Origin of the sequence: Enterococcus sp. 12F9_DIV0723, assembly GCF_002174375.1 — a bacterium.
In the GTDB taxonomy this organism is placed as follows: domain Bacteria; phylum Bacillota; class Bacilli; order Lactobacillales; family Enterococcaceae; genus Enterococcus_A; species Enterococcus_A gilvus.
On the sequence record NZ_NIBK01000003.1, the window covers coordinates 64,213 to 86,301 of the forward strand.

At 46.2% G+C, this 22,089-nt stretch carries 21 protein-coding genes; 14 read left to right on the top strand and 7 right to left on the bottom strand.

Annotated features, from left to right (window positions below; translation table 11 throughout):
• Positions 1-98 precede the first annotated feature (98 nt).
• Entirely contained in the window at positions 99-1,307 is a 1,209-nt protein-coding gene (locus tag A5868_RS17595; protein ID WP_086306278.1) for an MFS transporter, read from the top strand.
• 35 nt (positions 1,308-1,342) lie between these two features.
• Here the strand turns inward: A5868_RS17595 and A5868_RS17600 are convergent, their stop codons facing one another.
• The 3 genes from A5868_RS17600 to A5868_RS17610 form a co-directional block, all read right to left on the bottom strand.
• Complete coding sequence (locus A5868_RS17600; RefSeq protein WP_086306279.1) at positions 1,343-1,789, bottom strand: helix-turn-helix transcriptional regulator; 447 nt, start codon at positions 1,787-1,789, stop codon at positions 1,343-1,345.
• A 98-nt stretch (positions 1,790-1,887) separates the two neighbouring features.
• Complete coding sequence (locus A5868_RS17605) at positions 1,888-3,258, bottom strand: MFS transporter (RefSeq protein WP_086306280.1); 1,371 nt, start codon at positions 3,256-3,258, stop codon at positions 1,888-1,890.
• A 677-nt stretch (positions 3,259-3,935) separates the two neighbouring features.
• A complete protein-coding gene (locus A5868_RS17610; protein WP_086306281.1) occupies positions 3,936-4,727 on the bottom strand; it encodes a TraX family protein in 792 nt (263 codons plus the stop codon).
• 527 nt (positions 4,728-5,254) lie between these two features.
• On the opposite strand from A5868_RS17610, the gene A5868_RS17615 reads away from it, so the two are divergent.
• Entirely contained in the window at positions 5,255-5,677 is a 423-nt protein-coding gene (locus A5868_RS17615) for a RidA family protein (RefSeq protein ID WP_086306282.1), read from the top strand.
• Positions 5,678-5,710: 33 nt separating this feature from the next.
• Here A5868_RS17615 and A5868_RS17620 read toward each other — a convergent pair whose 3' ends face one another.
• The gene (locus tag A5868_RS17620) at positions 5,711-6,718 is read right to left on the bottom strand and encodes a YeiH family protein (protein ID WP_086306283.1); all 1,008 of its coding nucleotides are present in this window, start codon (positions 6,716-6,718) and stop codon (positions 5,711-5,713) included.
• A 175-nt stretch (positions 6,719-6,893) separates the two neighbouring features.
• Here A5868_RS17620 and A5868_RS17625 point away from each other — a divergent pair, with 175 nt between their 5' ends.
• The 12 genes from A5868_RS17625 to A5868_RS17680 all read left to right on the top strand — a co-directional run bounded on the left by A5868_RS17625 (position 6,894) and on the right by A5868_RS17680 (position 17,705).
• Positions 6,894-7,733, top strand: a complete 840-nt coding sequence (locus A5868_RS17625; protein WP_176281406.1) for a LysR family transcriptional regulator — start codon at positions 6,894-6,896, stop codon at positions 7,731-7,733.
• An 84-nt stretch (positions 7,734-7,817) separates the two neighbouring features.
• Positions 7,818-8,849, top strand: a complete 1,032-nt coding sequence (locus A5868_RS17630) for a C39 family peptidase (RefSeq protein ID WP_086306285.1) — start codon at positions 7,818-7,820, stop codon at positions 8,847-8,849.
• A 231-nt stretch (positions 8,850-9,080) separates the two neighbouring features.
• Complete coding sequence (locus A5868_RS17635; RefSeq protein ID WP_086306286.1) at positions 9,081-10,067, top strand: hypothetical protein; 987 nt, start codon at positions 9,081-9,083, stop codon at positions 10,065-10,067.
• A gap of 228 nt (positions 10,068-10,295) precedes the next feature.
• The gene (locus A5868_RS17640) at positions 10,296-10,868 is read left to right on the top strand and encodes a LemA family protein (RefSeq protein ID WP_010779432.1); all 573 of its coding nucleotides are present in this window, start codon (positions 10,296-10,298) and stop codon (positions 10,866-10,868) included.
• Between the two features lie 16 nt (positions 10,869-10,884).
• The gene (locus A5868_RS17645) at positions 10,885-12,198 is read left to right on the top strand and encodes a TPM domain-containing protein (RefSeq protein ID WP_086306287.1); all 1,314 of its coding nucleotides are present in this window, start codon (positions 10,885-10,887) and stop codon (positions 12,196-12,198) included.
• A gap of 339 nt (positions 12,199-12,537) precedes the next feature.
• Positions 12,538-14,025 (top strand): BglG family transcription antiterminator, encoded by a 1,488-nt coding sequence (locus A5868_RS17650; RefSeq protein ID WP_086306288.1) that lies wholly within the window; start codon positions 12,538-12,540, stop codon positions 14,023-14,025.
• Positions 14,012-14,440 carry a PTS sugar transporter subunit IIA gene (locus A5868_RS17655; protein ID WP_086306289.1) on the top strand — a complete coding sequence of 143 codons (429 nt, stop codon included), beginning with the start codon at positions 14,012-14,014 and terminating at the stop codon, positions 14,438-14,440. The genes A5868_RS17650 and A5868_RS17655 overlap by 14 nt, the downstream gene beginning before the upstream one ends.
• 12 nt (positions 14,441-14,452) lie before the next feature.
• Positions 14,453-14,770 carry a PTS fructose transporter subunit IIB gene (locus A5868_RS17660; RefSeq protein ID WP_086306290.1) on the top strand — a complete coding sequence of 106 codons (318 nt, stop codon included), beginning with the start codon at positions 14,453-14,455 and terminating at the stop codon, positions 14,768-14,770.
• Between the two features lie 11 nt (positions 14,771-14,781).
• On the top strand, positions 14,782-15,231 hold the full coding sequence (locus A5868_RS17665) for a fructose PTS transporter subunit IIA (protein WP_010779437.1): 450 nt from the start codon (positions 14,782-14,784) through the stop codon (positions 15,229-15,231).
• 13 nt (positions 15,232-15,244) lie between these two features.
• Positions 15,245-16,345, top strand: coding sequence for a PTS fructose transporter subunit IIC (locus A5868_RS17670; protein WP_086306291.1), 1,101 nt, complete (start codon positions 15,245-15,247; stop codon positions 16,343-16,345).
• Between the two features lie 18 nt (positions 16,346-16,363).
• A complete protein-coding gene (gene alsE, locus A5868_RS17675; protein ID WP_086306292.1) occupies positions 16,364-17,068 on the top strand; it encodes a D-allulose 6-phosphate 3-epimerase in 705 nt (234 codons plus the stop codon).
• Positions 17,069-17,237: 169 nt separating this feature from the next.
• A complete protein-coding gene (locus tag A5868_RS17680; RefSeq protein ID WP_086306293.1) occupies positions 17,238-17,705 on the top strand; it encodes a VOC family protein in 468 nt (155 codons plus the stop codon).
• Between the two features lie 48 nt (positions 17,706-17,753).
• On the opposite strand, the gene A5868_RS17685 is transcribed toward A5868_RS17680, so the two are convergent.
• Genes A5868_RS17685 through A5868_RS17695 form a run of 3 tightly spaced genes read right to left on the bottom strand, consistent with a single transcriptional unit; the run spans position 17,754 to position 21,660 of the window.
• Positions 17,754-19,553 carry an ABC transporter ATP-binding protein gene (locus A5868_RS17685; RefSeq protein ID WP_176281407.1) on the bottom strand — a complete coding sequence of 600 codons (1,800 nt, stop codon included), beginning with the start codon at positions 19,551-19,553 and terminating at the stop codon, positions 17,754-17,756.
• Positions 19,495-21,216 (bottom strand): ABC transporter ATP-binding protein, encoded by a 1,722-nt coding sequence (locus tag A5868_RS17690; protein ID WP_086306295.1) that lies wholly within the window; start codon positions 21,214-21,216, stop codon positions 19,495-19,497. Before A5868_RS17690 ends, A5868_RS17685 begins: the two co-directional genes overlap by 59 nt.
• 9 nt (positions 21,217-21,225) lie before the next feature.
• Positions 21,226-21,660, bottom strand: coding sequence for a MarR family winged helix-turn-helix transcriptional regulator (locus tag A5868_RS17695; protein WP_010779443.1), 435 nt, complete (start codon positions 21,658-21,660; stop codon positions 21,226-21,228).
• Positions 21,661-22,089: the final 429 nt, after the last annotated feature.

Sequence of the window (22,089 nt, forward strand, 5' to 3'; positions counted from 1 at the left end):
GTAGCTTACAAATATTTTTTGATGTCTGGTTTCACGAACGCGCGTCAGTGCTTTGCCAGTGCGGAAGACTTCGTAAAACCTTTCTGAGGAGGAACAAAATGGAAAAGAAAATTTCACCAAACTTCACGTTATTAGCCCTCGCGATCAACGCCTTTGCGATCGGCTCAACCGAATTTATCAGCGTCGGCCTGTTGCCGATGATCGTCAATAGCTTTCATGTGACCTTGGCGCAAGCAGGGCTGACGGTCTCCCTTTACGCGCTAGGCGTGACGATCGGTGCGCCGCTGCTCACCGTTTTAACAGGGAAATGGAATCGCCGCAGCTTGATGCTGGGGATCATGCTGTTGTTCATCAGCGGGAATGTGTTAGCCGCGTTTGCGCCGACCTTTACGATATTATTATTGGGGCGTATTTTAGCCGCGCTGGCACATGGGATCTTTATGTCGGTATCAACCGTGATCGCCGCCGATGTCGTTGAACCTTTACGGCGGGCAAGTGCGATCGCCATCATGTTTACTGGCTTGACTGTAGCGACTGTAACAGGGGTGCCTTTGGGAACCTTTATTGGACAGCAAACAAGCTGGAATATGTCCTTTCTCTTTATCGCGGCAATCGGCCTGATCGGTTTGATCGCCAGCAGTTTCTTGGTGCCGCGTCATTTACCTATTCCTGGTAAAGTCGATTTGAAGGGGTTTGCTCGGATCTTTACGAATAAACCGTTGGTGATGTCTTTCTTGATCACAGCCTTTGGATACGGCGGTACGTTTGCGGCGTACACGTACCTGTCCCCGATTTTAGAAGGCTTTGGTTTTTCTGCGAGTGCCGTTGTGATTATCCTGATCGTTTATGGTGTGATGGTGGCGATCGGCAATACCGTCGGCGGACATTTCGCGAATGAAAAGCCCCTCGCGTCATTGATCAAGATGTTTGGCCTTTTGATGATAGCTTTGGTCTTTTTGTTTGTGACGATCGTGGTTGGCAACAGCCTTTTAGGCTTGTTTGCAGCATTGCTTTTAGGGTTGTTCGCGTTCATGAACGTCCCGGGCCTGCAATTGTACGTCGTGCAGTTAGCGGAAAAATACGTGCCTCAAGATATCACGCTGGCTTCTGCTTTGAACATTGCCGCCTTCAATATCGGGATCACTTTAGGCTCAACGATCGGTGCGCAAGTCACCGGCAGCATGGGGATCGCCTATACCCCGATTTTTGGTGCAGGGATCGTTTTACTGGCGATTCTATTGATTTTCCAAGTGAAAAAAAGCGAATCCACAGTGACCATAAGTCAAGGGACAGAATGTGAAGAATAAGCAAAAGCCGTGACTTTTGAGTCACGGCTTCTTTGCTAGTTGTTTTTCCAAACGTGGGCCAAGAGATCCTTCAATACAAGGAAGGCTTCTTGGTCGTTGTAGCCATAATCCTTTTTCAAACGGTGAAGCAGGTCGATCAGTTTCGGAACATAATCATTCAAATCAACGGTCTTTTGATAGGTTCCCAAGATTGGGTATTTCTCCGACCATACCGACGTCCAGTCGATTTTTTGCTGCTTCTCTTCACTGGTCTTTGCGATCACTTCTTTGATGTCGTTCAAATCAGGATCAAATTCAATCAATTCATCTAAGGAAACTTTATAGATGGCGGCCAGCTTTTTCGATTGATTGATGTCCGGCAGTGTCTCATCCAGCTCCCATTTCGAGATGGTTTGTCTGCTGACACCAAGGCGTTCTGCGACGTCCTCTTGAGAAAGACTTTGCTTCTTGCGAGCGGTAAAAAAATTTGTTCCTAATGTCATAGGTGCTCCCTCCAAACGTGATACCTTCAGTTTAACAGGATAAAACAGAAAAACGAGCGAACCTTCATTGAAGATTCGCCCGTTTTCTTTCCATTGATTTAATCGACTGCTGGTTCATTGCGGAAATGAAGGACGCACGCGATAAGCACGAGGACTAACAAAGCCAATAAGAAAAGCAGAGAAATCTGTGAGCCAGTCACGGTCGCGGCGATAAAGTCCGGTTGCGATTGTTGTGCCAAATTGATGATGGTGGCAACGATCGCTGTAGCCACTGCACCAGAAAATTGCTGAAGGGTATTGAACAGCGTATTGCCGTCGCCATAGGCTTCTTCTGAAAGAAGATTCATTCCCGTCGTCATCAAATTACTATAGGAAAAACCGATACCGATCATATAAAAGACGTGTCCTGCAACAAATCCAAGGAGCAGCGGAGAACGTAACAAGACGGTCAAAATGATCCAACCGATCGTAGCGAAGCTCAAGCCAAGCAGGATCGGCTTTTTCGGACCAAAGGTATCAAGGACACGGCCAGAGATAGGGGCCAAAAGCGCGCCAACAGCTGCACCGGGCATCATTACAAGTCCTGCGATAAAGGCATCTTTGCCTAAAACGATCTGAATGAAGTTTGGCAAGACAAAGGAGATCCCCAATAGCAAGAACTGACAGACTAAAAAGCCGCATAAAAATAAAACAAACACACGGTTCTTCAATACGTCGATCCTTACCAGCGGATTTTTCCCTCGTGTTGCTTGTCGGTAAAAAATCACTAGTCCGACAAGACCGATCGCTAACGAAAGGAGACTGGTCAGGCTGCCGATTTGATTCAAGAACATCAGCAGGCCGCTGAAGAGCAGTGCCACACCGATCAGACTGACAAAATCCAATGTGCCCCGCTTTTTGACAGGCATCTCAGGAATCGCATAAAGTCCGATAACCAATGAAATCGCCAATACCGGCAACAGGAATAAGAAAATCGAATGCCACGAAAGACTCGCAGTCATGATCCCTCCATACGTCGGGCCGATCGCTGGCGCGATGGACGTGGTCAATGTTCCCACCCCCATCATGGTCCCGCGCTTGTGCATAGGCGTGAAATTCAAAATAATATGGAACATCAAGGGCAAAGCAATTCCCGTGCTGACCCCTTGGAATAGACGCCCAATCAATAAAATACTGTAGGAAGGCGACCAGAGATCAATCACTAATCCTGCAATAAAAAAGAGATTGGCAACGATAAATAATTTCCGAATCGAAAAATTCTTCAATAAATAATTGGAAAAAGGCACCATGATGGAGATCACTAGGAGATAGATCGTCGTGACCCACTGCACCATACCGGTAGAGATGTCGAACTGCTTGATCAGTGTCGGAAACGTGACGTTCATGGCAGTCTCAATCAGCACACCGGCAAAGGACATGATCCCTGTGGCAAGGACCGCTAACAACAAATGGATTTTCTTTTCTTTCATGTAATAACCTCACTTTATTTCGACAGATAACGCGCCCTACGACGACCGCGGGATGTAGGGATTTGGCTGGGGAGCGCTGTCCCCGGTTTGCAGGATGTATTTTGATAGGGCCAATGAATACCGACACGTTGGGAAAAGCAGCTAATTCGTCAATCTGCTAGACATCACGTATTAGGGATGTTGCGTATCAATGCAGAAGATCGACCCCGCATTAGAATCCTGCAAAAAGCAGAACTGACAGCTAGCTCAAATGGAATGAATGTATTTTTCTAAGAGCAGAAAAATACGCTTCGTTTCGCCCCGCCTACGATCCAACTAAACGACTCATACCTCATGTATTTAGTAATTGCTTATGCTTCTCTTGGAACTTCATAATCTGCAAAAAGTTGGACTCGCAGCTAATTCGTCAAAAGGAGTGTTCTTTTTTCAAAACCCGAAAAAAGAACCAATGATCCTCATCACGCCTATCATTCTGCTAGACATCACGTATTAGGATGTTGCGTATCAATGCAGAAGATCGACCTCGCATTAGAATCCTGCAAAAAGCAGAACTGACAAAAAAAGAGAGGGGGTTTCTAAATTAATAGAAACCGCCTCTCTCTCGACACGTCGTGCGTGTTATCTGTACGATTTATTCACAAGGAGCATTGTAAAGCTTTTTATATCGAAGGTCAAGCTTATCGTTGGATCAAAAAGCTGATGATCGCGAACAATGCGATGTGTGCGGGATAGAAAATGTAAAAGAAATTGCGCATTCCGCGGCCTTTTTCACCAGTGTATAAAATGATTGGGATAGCGGCTAACAGCATCATCCATTGGTAGTTGAAGGTGAAGGCGTATTGAATACCGCCGCCAAAAATCAGCGTGATCATCGCAATGATGATCAATGATGCCACTTGCAGAGCTTTCTTTCCGTGGAACAGGTAGAACAACACGGCTAGCAGAACCAACAAGACGCCGCCTTCTGTCAGCATCACTGTTGGGACGATCATGGTGAAGATTTGGAAAAACAGCATGCCCCATTTTGATTCAAAAAGAGTCCCGCTAGACAACAGCATCAGTGTAAAGACACTTAGAAGCGTCGGAACAAGGAACCAAAGGAGCCCTTTTCCAATATTTCTCTTTTTAAAATACTCACAGGCCTGCATGTAGACCGTGCCTAGGAAGATCGTGCCGAAGATATTATTGATGACGATCGCGTCGCCAACAGTAAAGAAATGGTTCAAGATTTGATTGATGATCCCCATCAACCAGTAGCCTGCTAATAAACGGAACATATATTTTTTACGATTACTCGTGTGAACGAATCCTTCTGAACTTTCAAATAAGAACAACGGTGCGGCGATCCGCCCGATCCAATGGAACCACATGGGAATACCTAAAAACAGGAAAAATTCCGCAAGGTGATCAATCACCATCGTTACGACCCCGATAACTTTCAACTGAAAACCAGTCATACCTTTGTGCATTAAAAAACCCCTCTCTTTCAATAATCTCACTTTATCGAAAAAAAACGTGGAGCACCATGTTTTGAACGAACAATCAACTTACAAAAATGAGAGAGAAAGTGTCAGAAAATTCTATAAACTTATTGACAATTAAAAGAACCTCCGTTATGATTACAATCATAAATTAATTTAAATGCCATTTAAATTTAATTTTAAAAAGGAGAATTTCTATGAACGCGACGACTACGAAGCAAATGATCATTATTATTAGGCTTAGGACTTGAGACTGGTTTTGAAAAAAACAGTTTGAAGTCCTGTTTGACATTTGTTGAGTGGGATTCTCCAGCATCTCACTAATTCTAGTGAGGTGCTTTTTTTATTCATCCAGCGGGACTGTTTCGTCAGTCAGAGCCGCTGGAGGCTAGGGCACAAAAAATGACTTCTTAATGAAGCATCCGCTGTCAGTCCTATTCGCTGCCGTGAGGAAGCGAAGGGATTTACAGCGAACCAATGGTTTGTTGATCGTAATTAAAAAAGGAGTGGGAAAGATGGAAAACAACGTTAAAAAAGTGAATTTTCAAGAATCGGCGATCTATACGGTCGACACAGTGGAGGCACCAAAAGCAATTGGGCCGTATGTTCAAGGGAAAGTTGTTAACGGGATGCTTTACGCGTCAGGGCAAATCGCGTTGGACCCGTCAAGCGGTGAATTGGTTGGTGAAACCATCGAGGATCAAACGTATCAAGTGCTGCGCAATGTCGGCGGTGTTTTAGCGGCTGTAGGGGCAGATTATGATCAGGTAGTAAAAACCACCTGTTTCTTAAAAAATATTTCCGACTTCGCGGCATTCAATCAAATCTATGCGAGCTTTTTCGACAATGAAAAACCGAGCCGCTCCTGTGTGGGCGTCGCTGATTTGCCTAAGGGTGCATTGGTGGAAGTGGAGATCTTAGCGGTAGTGGATGAGTAAAAAAACAGAGCGGGGTCTCCCGCTCTGTTTTTATTAGATATGCAATAAGAAAATAAACAGCAAGGCGGCGATGGTTTGGACAGCGCCGACGGACAGGCCGTAAATCAAGAAACGGGGGCCTTCCTTTAGGAATTTTCTGAAATCCAATCGCAGGCCGATCGCTGCCAAGGCGATCGTTTCAAACCAGGTACTGATAAAGTGCGCCGCTTGGTTGATAAAAGCGGGTAGTGGAAAGAAGCTGTTGGCGATACAAGCGATCAGGAAACAGAGCACATACCAAGGGATCGGGAATTTCTTTTTAGCGGATGTAGTTGTTACGACACCGTCACGACGAACTTTTTGTTCAAAAATAAAGACGACGACGACTAAAAAGATGATTCGTGTGATCTTATAAAGCATCGCGAATTTGACGGTTTCGCCATTGATCAAGCTGGCACCGGCAACGACTTGCCCGACCGATTGAAGGGTGCCCCCCAGCAACGCGCTTTTTGAGAGCAGGGCGTTTCCGAATAGATGCATTCCGAGAAATGGCAAGGTCAGCATCATCACCGTTCCGAGTAAATTGACGAGGGTGATGATCTGGCCTTTTTCTGTATCGTCTGCTTCGATACTTGGTGCGATCGCACCGATCGCGGAGGAGCCGCAGACGGCATTTCCGCCAGCCATCATCAGGGCCATTTTTTCATTAAAGCCTAACTTGCGGCCGATCGTGAAGGCACCGATGATCACGGTGGTCATCATCAGCACGATAAAAATCAGGCCTTTGAGCCCCATTTGGCTGATGGTTTGGAAGGTCACAGTAAAGCCTAATAGGACGACTGAATATTCCAGCAGGCGGCTTTCAGAAAATTTGGTTCCGTTGGCTAAGCTGGGCTGCTTAAAAAAAGTGTTTCCTAAAAGTATCCCTAACAGGATCGCTAACGTCGCTGCACCGAGTTTCGGCAGCAGGAGCGCTAACAGTTTCGCACCGACAGCAACAGCGAGAGATAAGCCGAAGCCGGGGAGCAATGTTTTTATTTTTATGATTGTATGAGTAGACATGTACATCTTCCTTTTTTTGTTTGGTCGCTTTTCAAAAATTGAGAATAGCTGATTATAAAAGCGAAAATACGCGCGTTTTTTGCTCTTGACGGAATATATTATACAGAACATCTTCCATTAGTATAATTTATTGATATAATAGCTTAGATAGAAAAACATAATGGAAGTGATTGCGATGTTCAAATGGTTAGAAACCTTCAAAGTTGTTTATGAAACGAGGAATTTTTCAAAGGCGTCAGAGATTTTATTCATCTCCCAACCAACGGTCTCCTCTCAAATCAAGCAGTTGGAAAATGAGTTGACGACACAGCTTTTTATACGCAGCGGGCGGAAGGAAGTATTGGTGACACCGCAAGCGGATATTTTGTATGAACGGGTCGTGGATTTGATCGACGACTGGGAGAATCTTTATCAGGCGGTTCAGACCAACCAGCAGCAGATCGTTCGCTGTGTGATCGGCGCCTCCCATACGTTTGCGAATTATATGCTGCCGTCACTTTTGATCGAGCTGCATCAAAAATTTCCGCAAATTCGCTTCAGTGTTCAAATGATGAATTCGCTGGAGGTCCTACAGGCAACAGAGCATCATTCGGTGGATCTGGGGTTTATTGAAAAGCCGCTGTCTGCGGTAAGTATCAAGCGATTCCCTTTGATGGAGGATCAGCTGGTTTTGGCTGGCGATACGGAAAAAGGCCCATGGCTGGTGCGGGAAAATTCATCTGGAGTCTATTATTATACGAAGCGTTTTTTAGAAGAGAAGGATATCAAAGACCCGGTGATGGAGATCCAGAATAACGGGATCATCGTCAGTCTTTTGAAGCAGGGGTTTGGTTGTTCCTTGATTTCAGAGCGGGCGGCGAAGGGGATTTCGTATCAAGTATTAGATGACAGTTTTAAACGGAATTTCTATTTGCTTAAACGAAAAGCCAAAGCTTCGGAGGAAATTGAGCAGTGCACCGAATTTATTTGCAAGTGGAGTAAACGGTCGGGGGATTTCACGTCAGAGATGCTATAATCAAGAAAGTAGAAAAAATTTTTGATTAGAATGCGATTTGACACGTTATTTTTTAGTGAGCTTAATAAATTGGAGGACAGGAAAATGAAAAGGATTGGTTTACTTGTTGGTTTGTTGATAGGGCTGATTTGTCTGCCCGTTTCTGCAAAGGCTGCCGGCGTTGCCATGTCGCGGCTGTATAACCCCAATAGCGGCGAACATTTTTATACGGCGAATACGAATGAACGGGATCATTTGACTCGAGTTGGCTGGCGCTATGAGGGGATCGGCTGGAATGCGCCCACAAGCGGCAATCCAGTGTACCGCTTGTACAATCCCAATGCGGGCGATCATCATTACACTCTGAACGCGGGGGAACGTGATACGTTGAAGCGCGCAGGTTGGCGTTACGAAGGGATTTCGTGGTATTCACCAGGCAGCGGTGCGCCCTTGTATCGCTTATACAATCCCAACGCACGAAGCGGCTCCCACCATTATACGCTCTATGCGTATGAACGCGACGACTTGAAGCGTGCCGGCTGGCGTGATGAGGGGATCGCTTGGTTCGGGCTTCAGGGCAACGGATCGGACTATGTATTGTTGAACGCGCCTTACATCAATCAAAATTCCGCAGGGATGCCGATGGGCTGTGAAGCGGCGGCATTGTTGCAGGCATTGCAGACGAAAGGGTACGCGCGAAACTACAATCTGAAAAGCTTTATCAAAGAGATGCCGTTAGCCGCGGATAACAATCCGAATCACGGCTTCGCGGGTCGTCCGGATACCGTTATGAACAATGTCTATCAGTCGATCTTTCCAGCGCCTTTAGCAAGCTGGGGCAGTCGTTACGGCAAGGTCGCGAATATTTCCGGCAGCTCGACAAACACCTTGAAACAAGAATTGCGCAATGGCAATCCAGTCGTGGTATATGTAACACTGAACTTTGCCGGCCCGCAATATGGCAACTATTTCTGGGGAACAGGGATCAATAATGCCCACATCATGACCTTAGACGGGTACAATCAAAACAGCAACACGTACCATGTTTCAGATCCTAATGCTGGGAAGTATTGGGTCGCAGCCAATAAGTTTGAAGCAAGCTATAATTTGAAAAAATATGCGGTCGTCGTGCGTTAAGCGACACCTCGCGTTAAGGAAAGTAGTTCTTGTCCGATGGGGATGAGAACTTTTTTTGATTTTCAAGTCCCTAAAAGCAGTCCGTTAATAAAATCATTGTTATTTATTCCTTTTTATAAAAAAAATGCTTTATTTAGAATTCGTATTTTTTAAGAATAGCGGTATTCTAGATTTATCAAAGAAAGCGCTCGCAGGACTGAGTATGCGAGAACGAAAAGGAGAAGAGGACACATGCAGACGAAACCATTATCAAAACGACAACTTTTCACGATGAAACCAAAAAGCTTGGCAAAAAGAGTACAGGATTCTTACCAAGAAACGCAGAATACAGCGTTTATCATTGAATGCCTCGTCGCGATCATGGTTCGTCAGGCGTTATGCAGGGAGGAATTTACGCAGCCGCTGATTCCTCTGATCCGCGAACTGTTCCTAACAAAAGCTGCTGATCCGACGATGCGCCGCTTCAGCCCGTTCTTCGAAGTATTTTTTGACGAAAGCGAATGGCGCAGTATCGTCGCCCGGATATTCAACCAGCAGCAGGAGTATCACACCGCAGCAAAAGCTGTGGAGAAGATCAACGTTTATTTGACAGAAAAACGCGAGCGGCACGACACGAACACCGTTTCCGTCTTCAATCTTACTTCCGTTTTCAAAGACGCGAAGGGCAAACGGCACACATGGACCTTGCGTGATGTCGATGCAGCAAGGTCGGAAAATGACACGGCCGCTTTACTGAAGGTGTTGACGAGTCTAACGATTCTAGAAACGAACGGCACCCGTCAATTTGCGGAATACGTGAGATGCAAACGCTTTGAAACGAGTGTGGATATGGTCCATGAAGAAGCGCAAGAAGAGGTAGTGGCAGAAGTGCAAGCAGAAGCGCCAAAAGCGCCGAGTCAAAAACCAGCAGTGACGAAAAAACGTCCAGTGACGCATGGGGAAATGCTGCCGCAGCAAGCTATGATTGAGGACAAGGCAACTGCCGCAACAGCCGTGGCGGTTGAAGAGGAATACGTTGATCAAGAGACCTATGAGCTTGCAGAAGCCGCCGTTGCAGCGATCGCCAGAGGGAAGAAGAAGCCGGTGGATTTTCGCAAGCCGAAAAGTGAAAAGCAGAAAGAACAAGAAAACAAAGAGATGCTCTTGAGAAGGCAAAAAACCAATAGCGGCAAAAGAAGCAGTAAGACAAGCGGCAAGATAAAAAAGAAAAGGAAATAAGGTAAAGCTGTCTTACAGGAAAAGTCAGTAAAATAGCCACGTTTCTTTCTTTCAAGTAAAATGAAACCAACGAAGGCGTTCTCCAATGACGTGAAGAAAAGCCATAAACCTATATTGTCAACCGCCTAGCTGAAAAATCAGTCGAAAGTCTGAGGTGCAGGTTTTCCCGAGTGATATAATTAGCTCAATCACAAAAAATAAAATAATCAGAAAAAGGTTGGGATAAAAATGAAACGAAGAGGTTCAGGTATCATTGTTGGTATAGGCGTGATCATACTAGCAATCGGCGTGTATTTGGTAACGACATACAACTCGTTGGCTTCAGAAGAAAATAACGTGGATGCAAAATGGTCGCAGGTGGAAAATGTGATGCAGCGGCGGGCAGATTTGATTCCGAATCTAGTGAACAGCGTGCAAGGCAGCATGAATCATGAAGAAAAAATCGTTAAGGAAATTACAGATGCGCGTAAAGCTTATAATAGTGCAAAAACGCCCTCTGAGAAGAACGCAGCGAACAATCAAATCGACCAAAGTTTAGGTACGATGGTAAATGTCATTCAGGAAAATTATCCGACACTGGCTTCAAATGAAAATGTGAAAACCTTGATGGTCCAGTTGGAAGGCACAGAAAACCGAATCTCTGTTGAACGGAAGAACTACATCGACCAAGTCAATGACTACAATCAACGCTTGGTTCGCTTCCCGAAAAATATGGCAGCGAAAGTGTTAGGCTTCGATAAAAAGGCGAATTTCAAAGCCGATGACAAGGCCAAAGAAGTGCCAGATGTTAGTTTTCAATAAGAATGGGTGAGGGAAAATGAGAAGGGAACAGCGTACTTCAGGGGAAAAGCTCCATCAGGTAGTCGTTGAGAATTACCGAAAGCTGCGCAAACGCAACGGGGTCTTTTCTTTCCTATTGATCATCGTTGTGCTGGTTAGCGGGTTTGGTCTGTTCAATCTGTTTGCAGGGAAGGACTACAGCGAGAAAAAAGCGGGTTATGATCAGCAGTTGACGACATTGAATCAAGAACGAGAAGATATTTTGTCTGGTAAAAAAGTCACCGTCAGCCAATCCTTCAAAACGACGCTGGATGAGAATTTGGCGAACTTGAAGGAGTATCCAAAACAGGCCGATAATTATGACGTGGCGATCAAAGGAACAGACGGTCATTTGACCATCAATAAAAACAATATTTTTGTTTCTGACAATGCCAACATGCTGAGTCAGAAAACGAAGCAAAAAATCTATGATCTGAATAAACAATTGGCAGCGAGTACGAATGGGGCACAGTTTGAAGTAGTGACGGTCCCTGAGCTGCCGCGCGGAGAAGACATCGAATCCTACGCAAATACGATTTTCAATCAGCTGGGTATCGGGGATAAGACCGAGAACAATGGGGTCTTATACTTGATCGCCTTAGATGAACGGAAATTCCGATTGGAAGTCGGCTATGGGTTTGAAGGGCTGATCCCAGACGGGAAAGCGGATGACATCATCAATGACGATGATGTGGTGGATGCCTTTAAAGACAAGGATTATGACAAAGGGGTCAACCAAGTGCTGGACGAGGTGTTTGGGATCATGAACACGAAGACCGCTTTGGTGGATTCTCAGATCAAAGGCATCAAGAGCCAGCGGACACAGCTCATGTTCCTCCATTGGTCAGGGATCGTTGTGCTGGGTCTGTTAGCAGTCGTGGGACTGCTGATGCTGATCAATCTTTTACGGGCGAGAGTGTTCTTGAAGGAAAATTATAAAACCTATGAATCCGATACGGCGACACTTGCCAGTGATGAGGACTTGCTGCGGACGGTCAAACATTCGGCGCTGTATCAAATTCTTTTGAGCAGCTTGATGGTCGGATTGTCTGTACGTGGAATCAAACGGGCGATCATCCAAGGTAGATTACTGAAAAATCCGGGTGCAGAACGGAAGATGTTTGGTCGCGTCTTGATCGGGGACACGTTGTATTCCGGCAATGGGGATATCCTGACTACCGCGTATTTAGCATCGAATTACAACTCCAGCAACTGGTCTGACAACAACGACAGCGGCTCAGGCGGAGGCGGCTCTTGGGGCTCCTTCGGCGGCGGTTCTTCCGGTGGCGGCGGCGCGTCCGGCGGTTGGTAATCCGCGAGTCTGCACCAATGGCTGTCTTTTGAACGATCTAACTGAATAAATACGTCTCGATTTCAATCGAAAAACCGTCAGATAGAGGTTTCTGTCTGACGGTTTTTTTGGTTTTATAGTTTATGTGTTCGCAGTTTTAGTGAAGAGGCTGCCTATTTTTTCTGGAGGATCGTCCTGTATAAATCCTAGAAGTTAGCCAAATCCTTATACATTCTGAACAGTTCCTGACTATAATAAGTCGAGGAGCTTTCTTTTTTGTCCGTTGCAACGGTCAAAACCAAGTGAAGCGTTTTCTTTCTGACGCGTTATGATAAAAACAAGAAGGGGAGGTCGATAGCCATGGGAGCAAAGAATAATCGTGAACAAAGGCTGTTACTACTTCTAACAAAACGACATGACTATATCACGTCCGATGAATTAGCGGAGCACCTAGGAACTTCGCAAAAAACGATTTATCGCCTGGTCAAAAAAATAAATGAAACACAGGGCGAGGGCCTGATCCAGTCAGAAAAGGGGCGAGGCTACAAATTAGACTACGAAAAATACATCAATCAAACCAATTATCAACCCAGCCAGCGCAGCCAATACTCTCCACAGGAACGCAGAAACCGTGTGATGGAGGAGCTGCTGCTCTCTTCACCCAACGCGAAAAATGTCTATGACCTGTTTGAAGAATATTATGTCGGCGAGTCGGTCATCTTCAGTGATGAGCAGCTTATCGCAGAGCATCTGCAAAGCTATCGGTTGAAATTAGAACGAAAACAGCGGACATTAGCGGTTTTGGGGGAAGAAGCCAATCTCCGTCGTGCCATCGCTGATTTGATCCAGATGCACAACATTATTGAGATCGACGAGTTGAAAAACAATTCAGAATTGAATTTCAACAATTACGATGTGCTGTTTATCTTGGACCAGTTAAAGGTGATCGAAAAGCAATTACAGCTGACGATCCCGTATCCTTACAACGTCAATATTTTTTCCCATTTGTATATTTTGATCAGCCGACTGCGGAAGGTCCACAAACTGCCGAACGGCGAAATGAGTCCGCTTTCTAAAAAGGAACAAGAAGGATTGCAGCAGGACACCGCGCTTTACCAGGTGGCTAAGGCAGCGATCGGGAATGTGGAGAATTACCTCCACAGCAGTTTGCCGGAATCAGAGGTGTATTACCTGTATCAATATTTGACCTCTTCTCGGATGCAGGGGTCCTTGAGCAAAGTAACGAAGTTTTCTTCACGCGTCGTGGATATCACGAATACCTATCTGAAGGGCATGGGTCAACGGCTGAATATCCCTATTAAAGGGGATTCGATCTTTCTTGATCTGGCAAACCACATCAAGCCGATGATCAACCGGTTGGAACATGGGATTCATGTGAAAAATAGTTTGCTGGACCAGATCAAAATGACGTATGAAACGATCTATTCAGATGTTACGTGTGTCTCGCAGGAAGTCAGTCAGCGTTTCAAGCTGCCGCCGATCAATGAAGATGAGAACGGCTTTATCACCTTGTATTTTGCTCGGATTATCGAGACCAACCAGTTACCGATCCGCACCGTGATCATGTGTACGACGGGGGTGGGTACTTCAGAGCTTTTACGAGTCAAGATCGAGAAGAAGTTTCCTGAGCTGGAGATCGTAGACGTGATTGCCTCAAGAGATGCGAAGCGTTTTACGGAAAAATATCCGGGCATTGATTTGATTTTAACGACGGTCAGTGTCAGCGATACGATCCCGATCCCATCCTTGTTGGTCAGCGCGATGTTCACTCGAGACGATCAAAGCCGACTGCAAAAGAAAATCGAGGCGATCTATGATGAACGATAAGCTATTCCATGTGTTTTTAAACCAAGAGCTGACGAATAAAGAGCAGCTTCAACGCTTCATCGCAATGTTTGCCAATCCAGAGGAAGCCGACGCGTTGATCGATTTATTAAAACAACGCGAAAAAGTCGGCAATACCATGATCGCGGAGCACGTGATCCTGCCGCATTTGGAAAGTCCGAAGATCAAGCAAAGCCAAGTCCTGCTGATCCGTTTGGCAGCACCTGTAGATTTAGACGAAGAGACCCCTGAGGTCCAGCTCGTCGTGACGATCTTACTGAAAAGTCAGGAAAGCCAAGAAATCAAAAAGCAGATCGCGCAGTTTACCCGGCGATTAGCAGATGAGGATTTTTTGGAAGCATTACTAACTGTTGAAAGTGACACACGTTTTTACCAACTATTAGAAGACAACCATTAGGAGGAACAATAAATGAAAATCGTCGGAGTAGCCGCGTGTACAGTGGGGATCGCCCATACGTATATCGCCCAAGAAAAATTAGAAAACGCCGCAAAAAAAGCGGGCTGTGAAATGAAAGTAGAAACACAAGGAACGATCGGGATCGAAAACGCCTTGACGCAAGAAGAGATCGACCAAGCGGACATCGTGATCCTAGCAGTGGACGTAAAAATTTCTGGAAGAGAACGCTTTGAAGGCAAACGAATCATCCAAGTGCCGACAGAGATCGCTGTAAAATCACCCAATAAATTGATTGAAAAAGCGCAGGAAGTCGTTGCCCAAAAGGTCTAGGAGGAGTTCAGATGGAAGTAAAGGATATTGTAGACGTAGCGATCGTCAAAACCAATATGGCCGCCAAAACCAAAGACGAAGCATTGAATGATTTGGCGACGCAATTGAGGGACAATGGCTACATTTCAGAAGTAGAAGGATTTATCAAAGACATTTATGTACGAGAAGCGGAGGGCCAAACGGGCATAGGCAATTACATCGCGATCCCTCACGGTAAAAGCGCCTACGTCAATAAAGTCGGCGTCGCTATCGGCATCAATCAAGAGGAGATCCCATGGGAAAGCTTGGACGGTAAAGGCGTGAAGGGCATCATTCTTTTTGCTGTCGGAAACGACAATGAGGGGGCGACCAAGCATTTGAAATTATTGTCGCTTTTTGCCAGAAAGCTTGGAAACGATGAGGTCGTCGGTAATTTGCTGCAGGCGAAAAAACCGGAAGATGTTGTAGAAGCATTCGCTTAATGGAGGAAGAAAAATGAAAAAAATCAAAGAGTTAAACCTTAAAGGGCATTTATTGACAGCAATCTCTTACTTGATTCCGATCGTCTGCGGGGCAGGGTTCTTGATCGCGATCGGGATGGCGTTTGGCGGATCAAGCCAAGATGCATTGGTGCAAGGGCAATTTTCAATTTGGGATGCCTTAGCGACGATGGGCGGTAAAGGCTTAGGCTTGTTACCGGTTGTTATTGCGACGGGGATCTCGTATTCGATCGGAGGCAAGCCAGGGATCGCTCCCGGCTTTATCGTTGGGTTGACGGCAAACGCGATCGGCGCAGGGTTCATCGGCGGCATTTTTGGCGGGTACTTAGCCGGTTATTTAGTTGTAGCTATTTTAAAATATGTAAAATTACCAAACTGGGCCAAGGGCTTGATGCCGACATTGGTGATCCCCTTCTTAACCTCGATCATCGGCGGCTTGATCATGGTGTACATCATTGGCGCACCGATCGCAGCCTTGACCGCATTATTGACAAACTTCTTAGATGGATTGGGCAACTCATCCCTATTAGTCTTCGGAGGTGTGATCGGATTATTGAGCGGCATCGATTACGGCGGTCCGATCAACAAAACAGTTTTTGCCTTCGTATTGACGATGCAGGCTGAAGGTCTGAATGGGCCTATCACGGCATTGCAATTGGTCAACACAGCGACACCGATCGGCTTTGGGCTGGCGTTCTTTATCGCAAAATTGTTCGGCAAAAACATCTACACCAAATTAGAAGTAGAAACATTGAAATCAGCGGTACCGATGGGTGTCATCAATATCGTTGAAGGAGTTATCCCATTAGTCATGAACGACCTTGTACGCGGCGTTGCCGCAACAGCGATCGGCGGTTTTGCCGGAGGCGCGACAACGATGATCTTAGGCGCAGATGCGACGGTGCCATTCGGCGGGGTGCTGATGATCCCGACGATGTCTCGGCCATGGGCAGGGGTGATCGCGATCTTAGTCAATGTGGTAGTCACGGCTGTCGTGTTGGCAGTGATCAAGAAAAACGTCACGGAAGAAGACGCGGCGATGCACGTTGAAAAAGAAGAAGAAGACATTAATTTAGAAGACATCCAAATCTTTTAAACGGAAAGAGTGTGACCCATGAAAAAAGTAGAATTCTCTCCATCATTAATGACGATGGACTTAGATAAATTTAAAGAGCAAATTACCTTTCTGAACGATCATGTGGATTCCTACCACATCGATATCATGGACGGTCATTATGTACCGAACATCACGTTGTCGCCATGGTTCATCGAAGAGCTGCGGAAGATCACGACGCTGCCGATGTCTGCCCATTTGATGGTGACAGATCCGAGCTTTTGGGTGCAGCAGCTCATCGACTTACAGTGTGAGTGGATCTGCATGCACGCAGAAGTCTTAGACGGCTTGGCATTCCGCTTGATCGATCAAATCCATGACGCCGGCCTAAAAGCAGGGATCGTCTTGAATCCTGAGACACCGATCGAAGCGATTTTCCCTTATATCGAATTGTTGGATAAGATCACCATCATGACGATCGATCCCGGCTTCGCGGGACAACGTTTCATCGAAAGCACCCTAGACAAGATCGTTGCATTACGGGAATTACGAGAAGAAAAAGGGTACGGCTATGTGATCGAGATGGACGGCTCCTCCAATCGGAAATCCTTTAAGCGCATCGATGCAGCCGGGCCGGACATTTACATCGTCGGTCGCAGCGGACTCTTCGGTCTAGATGAAGAAATCGCAAAGGCGTGGGAAATCATGGTCACAGATTACGAAGAAATGACCGGAAAAGCGCTGGAGTACAGCGAAGCAACATAACGTAAACGTATGAGACCTGTAGTCGAGAGACTGCAGGTTTTTTTGTTTGAAGTTGGTGTTTTTTTATTATAAAAAATAAGGAGCCAATCGTGACTTCTTTCCAAAAATCATCTTTTTTATGATATAGTAAATAAAAATGTAAACGCTTCAAATAGAATGGAGGAATGCTATGGACTATCGGGGACCAATGCTGGTAGTGAAGGATATGGAGCGGTCAAAGGCCTTCTATCGAAAGATTCTTGAGGTAGCGATCGTATCGGATTTTGGTGAGAATGTGACCTTCAACGGCGGCTTGTCGCTGCAAACGGAAGAATCTTGGATACGTTTCACTGGCTGTGACCAAGAGATATTCAACTATCAGAGCAACACGGTGGAATTTTATTTTGAAACGAAGGACTTTGACGGATTTCTTGAACGGATCAGCGGCGAGGAGCTGGATTTTTTACGAGACGTCGCAACGATGCCTTGGGGGCAGCGAGTGGCGTGCTTCTATGATCCAGATAAGCATGTGATCCAAGTTGGCGAGGATCTGACGGTCATGGTGAAACGGCTAGCCGCTGAGGGAATGTCCGTGGATGAATTAGGGGAAAAAACGTTTCTTGGAAAAGAAATGGTTGAAAATATGTTAAAGAGCTAAAAGAAGAGGAGCCACGCGAAGGGATAACGGTCGCGTGGCTCCTCTTTTTTAATGTTCAAATTGTGCTTGATGCAGTTGGTAATAGCGGCCTTGCTTGGCTAATAGTTCTTCGTGAGTGCCTTGTTCAACGATATTGCCGTCGTTGACCACTAAGATCAGGTCGGCTTCGCGAATCGTGGAGAGGCGATGGGCGATGATGAAGGAAGTCTTATCGATCATCAGCTTGCCCATGGCTTCTTGAATCTGCAATTCGGTTTGCGTATCGACATTTGAGGTTGCCTCATCTAAAATCAGCAGCTCGGCATTTAAAAGCATCGCCCGAGCGATCGTTAATAGCTGCTTTTGCCCTTGAGAGATCGCCAAGCCATCCTCGGTCATCACCGTATCGTAGCCTTTTGGCAATTGCATGATAAAGTCGTGGATGTGGGCGGCTTTGGTTGCTTGGAGGACATCCGCCATCGTGGCGTCGTCGTTTCCATAGGTCAGATTCTCAAAAATCGTTCCGGTGAAGAGCCACGTATCCTGCAAGACCATCGCGTATTGCTTCCGCAGGCTGCTGCGGGTCGCTTCTTTGATGTTCTGACCATCTAAATAAATGGCGCCGCTGTCGGGATCATAAAAGCGCATCAGCAAATTCACGATCGTCGTTTTTCCAGCGCCTGTTGGTCCGACGATCGCGACGACGCTGCCGGCTGAAACAGCAAAGGACAGGTCGTTGATCACGGGTTGATTCGCTTGATAGCCGAAGGAGACATGGTCGAAACGAACCTCTCCGCGGGCTTTTTGGAACACATGGGCGTGGGGCACATCTTGCACTTCCGGTTCTTCGTCTAACAGCTTGAAGATTCGTTCGGCTGCGGCGATCGAGGATTGCAGGTCGCTGAAAATGTTTGCCAGCTCATTGATCGGTCCAGAGAATTTCCGTGAATACAGCACGAAGGAAGACAATTTTCCTAACGTCAGGTGTCCAAAGAGAAACAGGAAGGCTCCTAAGATACTGATCAATGACAAGGAAACGTTATTGATGAAGTTGACGGAAGGCCCTGTCATACTGCCGTAGTATTCGGCATTGTAATAGGCGGACATGGCTTCTTCGTTTTTCTTGCCGAAGCGAGCGATCATTGTCTCTTCCTGGTGGTAGACTTTGGTGGTTTGTTCACCAGACAACAGCTCTTCAGTCAGTCCATTCAATTCCCCCAGTTCGGCGGATCGTTTTCGGAATAACGGCTGAAATTTTTTGGTTAAAAAGCGCGTCAACAGAATTGAAGCGGGCACCGTCACAAGGAAGATCGTCACCATCAGGGGCGAGATCACCAGCATCATGACGAAGGAACCGATGATCGTCACTAAACTGCTGAGCACTTGGACCGAGTCACTGGCTAGTGACGTATTGATCGTATCGATGTCGTAGCTCATGCGGCTGACGATATCTCCCGTCTGGTGCTGATCGAAATAGCCGACAGGCAAAGAAACGATTTTTTCAAATAGATCCTTTCGCAGACGAAAGGCGATTTTTTGGCTCAAATAGATCATCAAGCGGCTGATGCCGTAGCTCAGGATCGCTGAGGCAACGTAAAAGCCGACCATCAAACTACAATAGTAGAACACTTTCTCAAAGGCGACGCGGCCCTTGCCGATCTGGATCGCGTCAATGGCGTACCCAGACAGCAGGGGTCCGACCAAGGCGAAAAGATTGCTGGCAATCGTTAAAATGACAGCCAAAACCAACAGCCATTTGAATTGATACAGATAGCCCCACAAACGGAGCAGTGTGCCTCTGCGTGAATCCTTAGTCTTCAATGGCTTGCCCTCCTGTCTGTCCTTGGTAGATTTCTTGATACGTCGCATTTTCAGCCAAGAGCTCCTCATGAGTCCCATAGCCGATCATTTTTCCTTTGCTTAATAACAAAATCTTATCCGCGTGTTGGATCGAGCTGACCCGTTGAGCGATCAGGATTTTCGTTGTTGAAACGAAATGGGTCCGCAAGGCTTTCCGCAGATTGGCATCGGTATGGTAATCCAATGCGCTGGAGGAGTCGTCTAAGATCAACAAATCCGGCTGCCCGATCAATGCACGAGCCAGCAGTACCCGTTGTTTTTGCCCGCCGCTGAGATTTTGTCCTTTGGCTTCCAAAGGGTGATCCAGTCCGTCAGGTAATTTATCAATAAATTCACGTGCCTGCGCATCATCGATCGCCTGCTGGAGTTCTTCTTCTGAAAAAGACCGACCAAATAAAATGTTTTCTCGGATCGTATCCGCAAAGAGGACATCCTTTTGCAAAACCGCGCCGATTTTTTGATGAAGGGCATCCAGAGAATAATGCTTGATCTCTTGCCCATCCAAGAGAATCTGTCCCGACGTTCGATCGTACAAACGCAAGATCAGGCTGGCAATCGTTGTTTTTCCGCTGCCTGTCGCACCCATGATCCCTAAGGTCTCCCCGGGATTGACTTGGAAGCTGATTTTTTCGATCGCAGGGCCGCCATCTGGGTAAGCAAAGGTCACCTCTTCAAAAACCAAGGTGGTATCCGCGGCGTTTCGCTGTTCCAAGGTACCGGGTACGACGGTGGGCTTCTTCCGCAAGACTTCTTTGATACGGTTGGCAGAAGCGAGTCCGCGAGAATACAAAACGAAGATCCGCGTGATGGACAGCATCGCATTCAAAATAATCGTGAAGTAGGTCAAGAAGGCGACGATGACCCCCGGTTGCGTCAATCCAGCATTCACGCGGTAGGCACTAACGACGATCACGAGAGTCAGGCCCAAGTTCAAGAATAGATCCAGCAGGGCAGGGGAAGCGGCCAACGTGACATTTGCCGTTGTTTCAGCCGTCACTAACGATTGATTGACCGTTTCAAAACGCTGCCGTTCATACGCTTCTTTAGATAATGCCTTGATGACACGAGACCCGGTCACATTTTCACGCACCGACAAAACGAGCTGATCGACCTGTTTTTGCAGCTTGCCGAAAAGCGGCACGCCTTTTTTAGAAATGTGTGTCACCATCACAAAAATAATGGGCATCACAGCGACCAATACTAGCGTTAAGATCGGGTCTAGCGTGGTAGTGATCAAGATACCGCCGACTAACAAAATCGGTGCACGAATCCCCATCCGCATCATGACGCCGAGGGTCAAATGAATATTGTAAGTGTCAGATGTTACACGTGAAACTAATGAGGAGACCCCGACTTCTTCGACTTGTGTCGTATCTAAGTAGGTGATTTTTTGAAAAAGATCGCCGCGAAGATGTTCGGTCGTATCCTTTGCGACCCGTGAGACCATGCGATTGGCGAGGATGTTCGCCCATAAAGCGAAGGCGGAGGCTGCCAACATGACACCGCCCCAAAAAAGGATCTTCTTCGGCTCTTTTTCTGGAATGACATGGTCTAAAATATAGGCCAGATTCCATGGTAGGACCAATTCCATCATAGTTCCTAGAAATTTAATGATCACACCCAAGGTGACACGGGTGCGATAGGGTTTTAAATAGTTCAAAATCAAGTTCATTGTTCTTCGTCATTCCTCCTTTTTGCACATTTCTGCTTCGGCCTTTTCCATGATCGTCTGCAATCCCGTCAATACGGCTTCTTGCTGTTCTACCGAGAGTTCGTCTAGCAACAGTTGGTTCCAATCGGCTAAGATCGCCCGAATTTTAGGTGCCAACGCCACGGCTTTTTCGGTTGGGAAAAGCCGCAGCTTGCGTGCGTCACGGGCGCAGCTTTGTCGAAGGATGAATCCTTTTTGCTCCAATTGAGCGACTTGACGGGCGACGTTGCTTTTGTTGATAAAAATCTTGCAGGCCAGCTCCTCCTGAGAAATGCCCGGCTCTCCGCAGACCGTCAAAATATAAGCATGATGCATTTCGCCTAAGCCTATTTTTTTAAATTCCTTTTCGCGATAAAGAGCGGACAACCGTGAGATACGATTGACCATCTTTACAAAAGAATCCATTTATTTTTCCTCCTTGATACGTTCTGATTAAAACAAGCATCTAACAGTATAAAAGAAAAACGTTGCGGGTGCAACGATTTCAAATGGATGAGACACAGATTGCTTGAGGAATAACCCAAAAAATGAATAAAAAGGAAAGAAAAAAGAATTTATTTTTTATTGGATATTTTGACTGTTTTCGAGGATTAAAGAGTAAAGCTACGGTAAAGTTGAAAGCGGATACACTCTTGAGTTGCGGATGTTTTTACCCAAAAATTAAATTTTATATTGCAAAAATGGCTGAGACATTCTTTAGGAATGCGGGTAGAATATATGTGTAACCACTCGTATGTACAATGAAGGTATTTTTAGTTCTTTCTGGTCGTGTCGCGGGAAAGGACTGCGGCCTATTTTTTCCAGAACCAAGCAGTATAGAAGTTTATAAAACAA

What these genes read in the sequence shown, in the direction of transcription:
- A5868_RS17615 (WP_086306282.1), top strand. Translation starts at nt 5,255, where the DNA reads ATGGAAAACAACGTTAAAAAAGTGAATTTTCAAGAATCGGCGATCTAT.
- A5868_RS17610 (WP_086306281.1), bottom strand. Translation starts at nt 4,727, where the DNA reads ATGCACAAAGGTATGACTGGTTTTCAGTTGAAAGTTATCGGGGTCGTA.
- A5868_RS17625 (WP_176281406.1), top strand. Translation starts at nt 6,894, where the DNA reads ATGTTCAAATGGTTAGAAACCTTCAAAGTTGTTTATGAAACGAGGAAT.
- A5868_RS17640 (WP_010779432.1), top strand. Translation starts at nt 10,296, where the DNA reads ATGAAACGAAGAGGTTCAGGTATCATTGTTGGTATAGGCGTGATCATA.
- A5868_RS17690 (WP_086306295.1), bottom strand. Translation starts at nt 21,216, where the DNA reads ATGAACTTGATTTTGAACTATTTAAAACCCTATCGCACCCGTGTCACC.
- A5868_RS17695 (WP_010779443.1), bottom strand. Translation starts at nt 21,660, where the DNA reads ATGGATTCTTTTGTAAAGATGGTCAATCGTATCTCACGGTTGTCCGCT.
- A5868_RS17655 (WP_086306289.1), top strand. Translation starts at nt 14,012, where the DNA reads ATGATGAACGATAAGCTATTCCATGTGTTTTTAAACCAAGAGCTGACG.
- A5868_RS17650 (WP_086306288.1), top strand. Translation starts at nt 12,538, where the DNA reads ATGGGAGCAAAGAATAATCGTGAACAAAGGCTGTTACTACTTCTAACA.
- A5868_RS17620 (WP_086306283.1), bottom strand. Translation starts at nt 6,718, where the DNA reads ATGTCTACTCATACAATCATAAAAATAAAAACATTGCTCCCCGGCTTC.
- A5868_RS17660 (WP_086306290.1), top strand. Translation starts at nt 14,453, where the DNA reads ATGAAAATCGTCGGAGTAGCCGCGTGTACAGTGGGGATCGCCCATACG.
- A5868_RS17635 (WP_086306286.1), top strand. Translation starts at nt 9,081, where the DNA reads ATGCAGACGAAACCATTATCAAAACGACAACTTTTCACGATGAAACCA.
- A5868_RS17595 (WP_086306278.1), top strand. Translation starts at nt 99, where the DNA reads ATGGAAAAGAAAATTTCACCAAACTTCACGTTATTAGCCCTCGCGATC.
- alsE (WP_086306292.1), top strand. Translation starts at nt 16,364, where the DNA reads ATGAAAAAAGTAGAATTCTCTCCATCATTAATGACGATGGACTTAGAT.
- A5868_RS17685 (WP_176281407.1), bottom strand. Translation starts at nt 19,553, where the DNA reads ATGCGACGTATCAAGAAATCTACCAAGGACAGACAGGAGGGCAAGCCA.
- A5868_RS17630 (WP_086306285.1), top strand. Translation starts at nt 7,818, where the DNA reads ATGAAAAGGATTGGTTTACTTGTTGGTTTGTTGATAGGGCTGATTTGT.
- A5868_RS17605 (WP_086306280.1), bottom strand. Translation starts at nt 3,258, where the DNA reads ATGAAAGAAAAGAAAATCCATTTGTTGTTAGCGGTCCTTGCCACAGGG.
- A5868_RS17645 (WP_086306287.1), top strand. Translation starts at nt 10,885, where the DNA reads ATGAGAAGGGAACAGCGTACTTCAGGGGAAAAGCTCCATCAGGTAGTC.
- A5868_RS17670 (WP_086306291.1), top strand. Translation starts at nt 15,245, where the DNA reads ATGAAAAAAATCAAAGAGTTAAACCTTAAAGGGCATTTATTGACAGCA.
- A5868_RS17600 (WP_086306279.1), bottom strand. Translation starts at nt 1,789, where the DNA reads ATGACATTAGGAACAAATTTTTTTACCGCTCGCAAGAAGCAAAGTCTT.
- A5868_RS17680 (WP_086306293.1), top strand. Translation starts at nt 17,238, where the DNA reads ATGGACTATCGGGGACCAATGCTGGTAGTGAAGGATATGGAGCGGTCA.
- A5868_RS17665 (WP_010779437.1), top strand. Translation starts at nt 14,782, where the DNA reads ATGGAAGTAAAGGATATTGTAGACGTAGCGATCGTCAAAACCAATATG.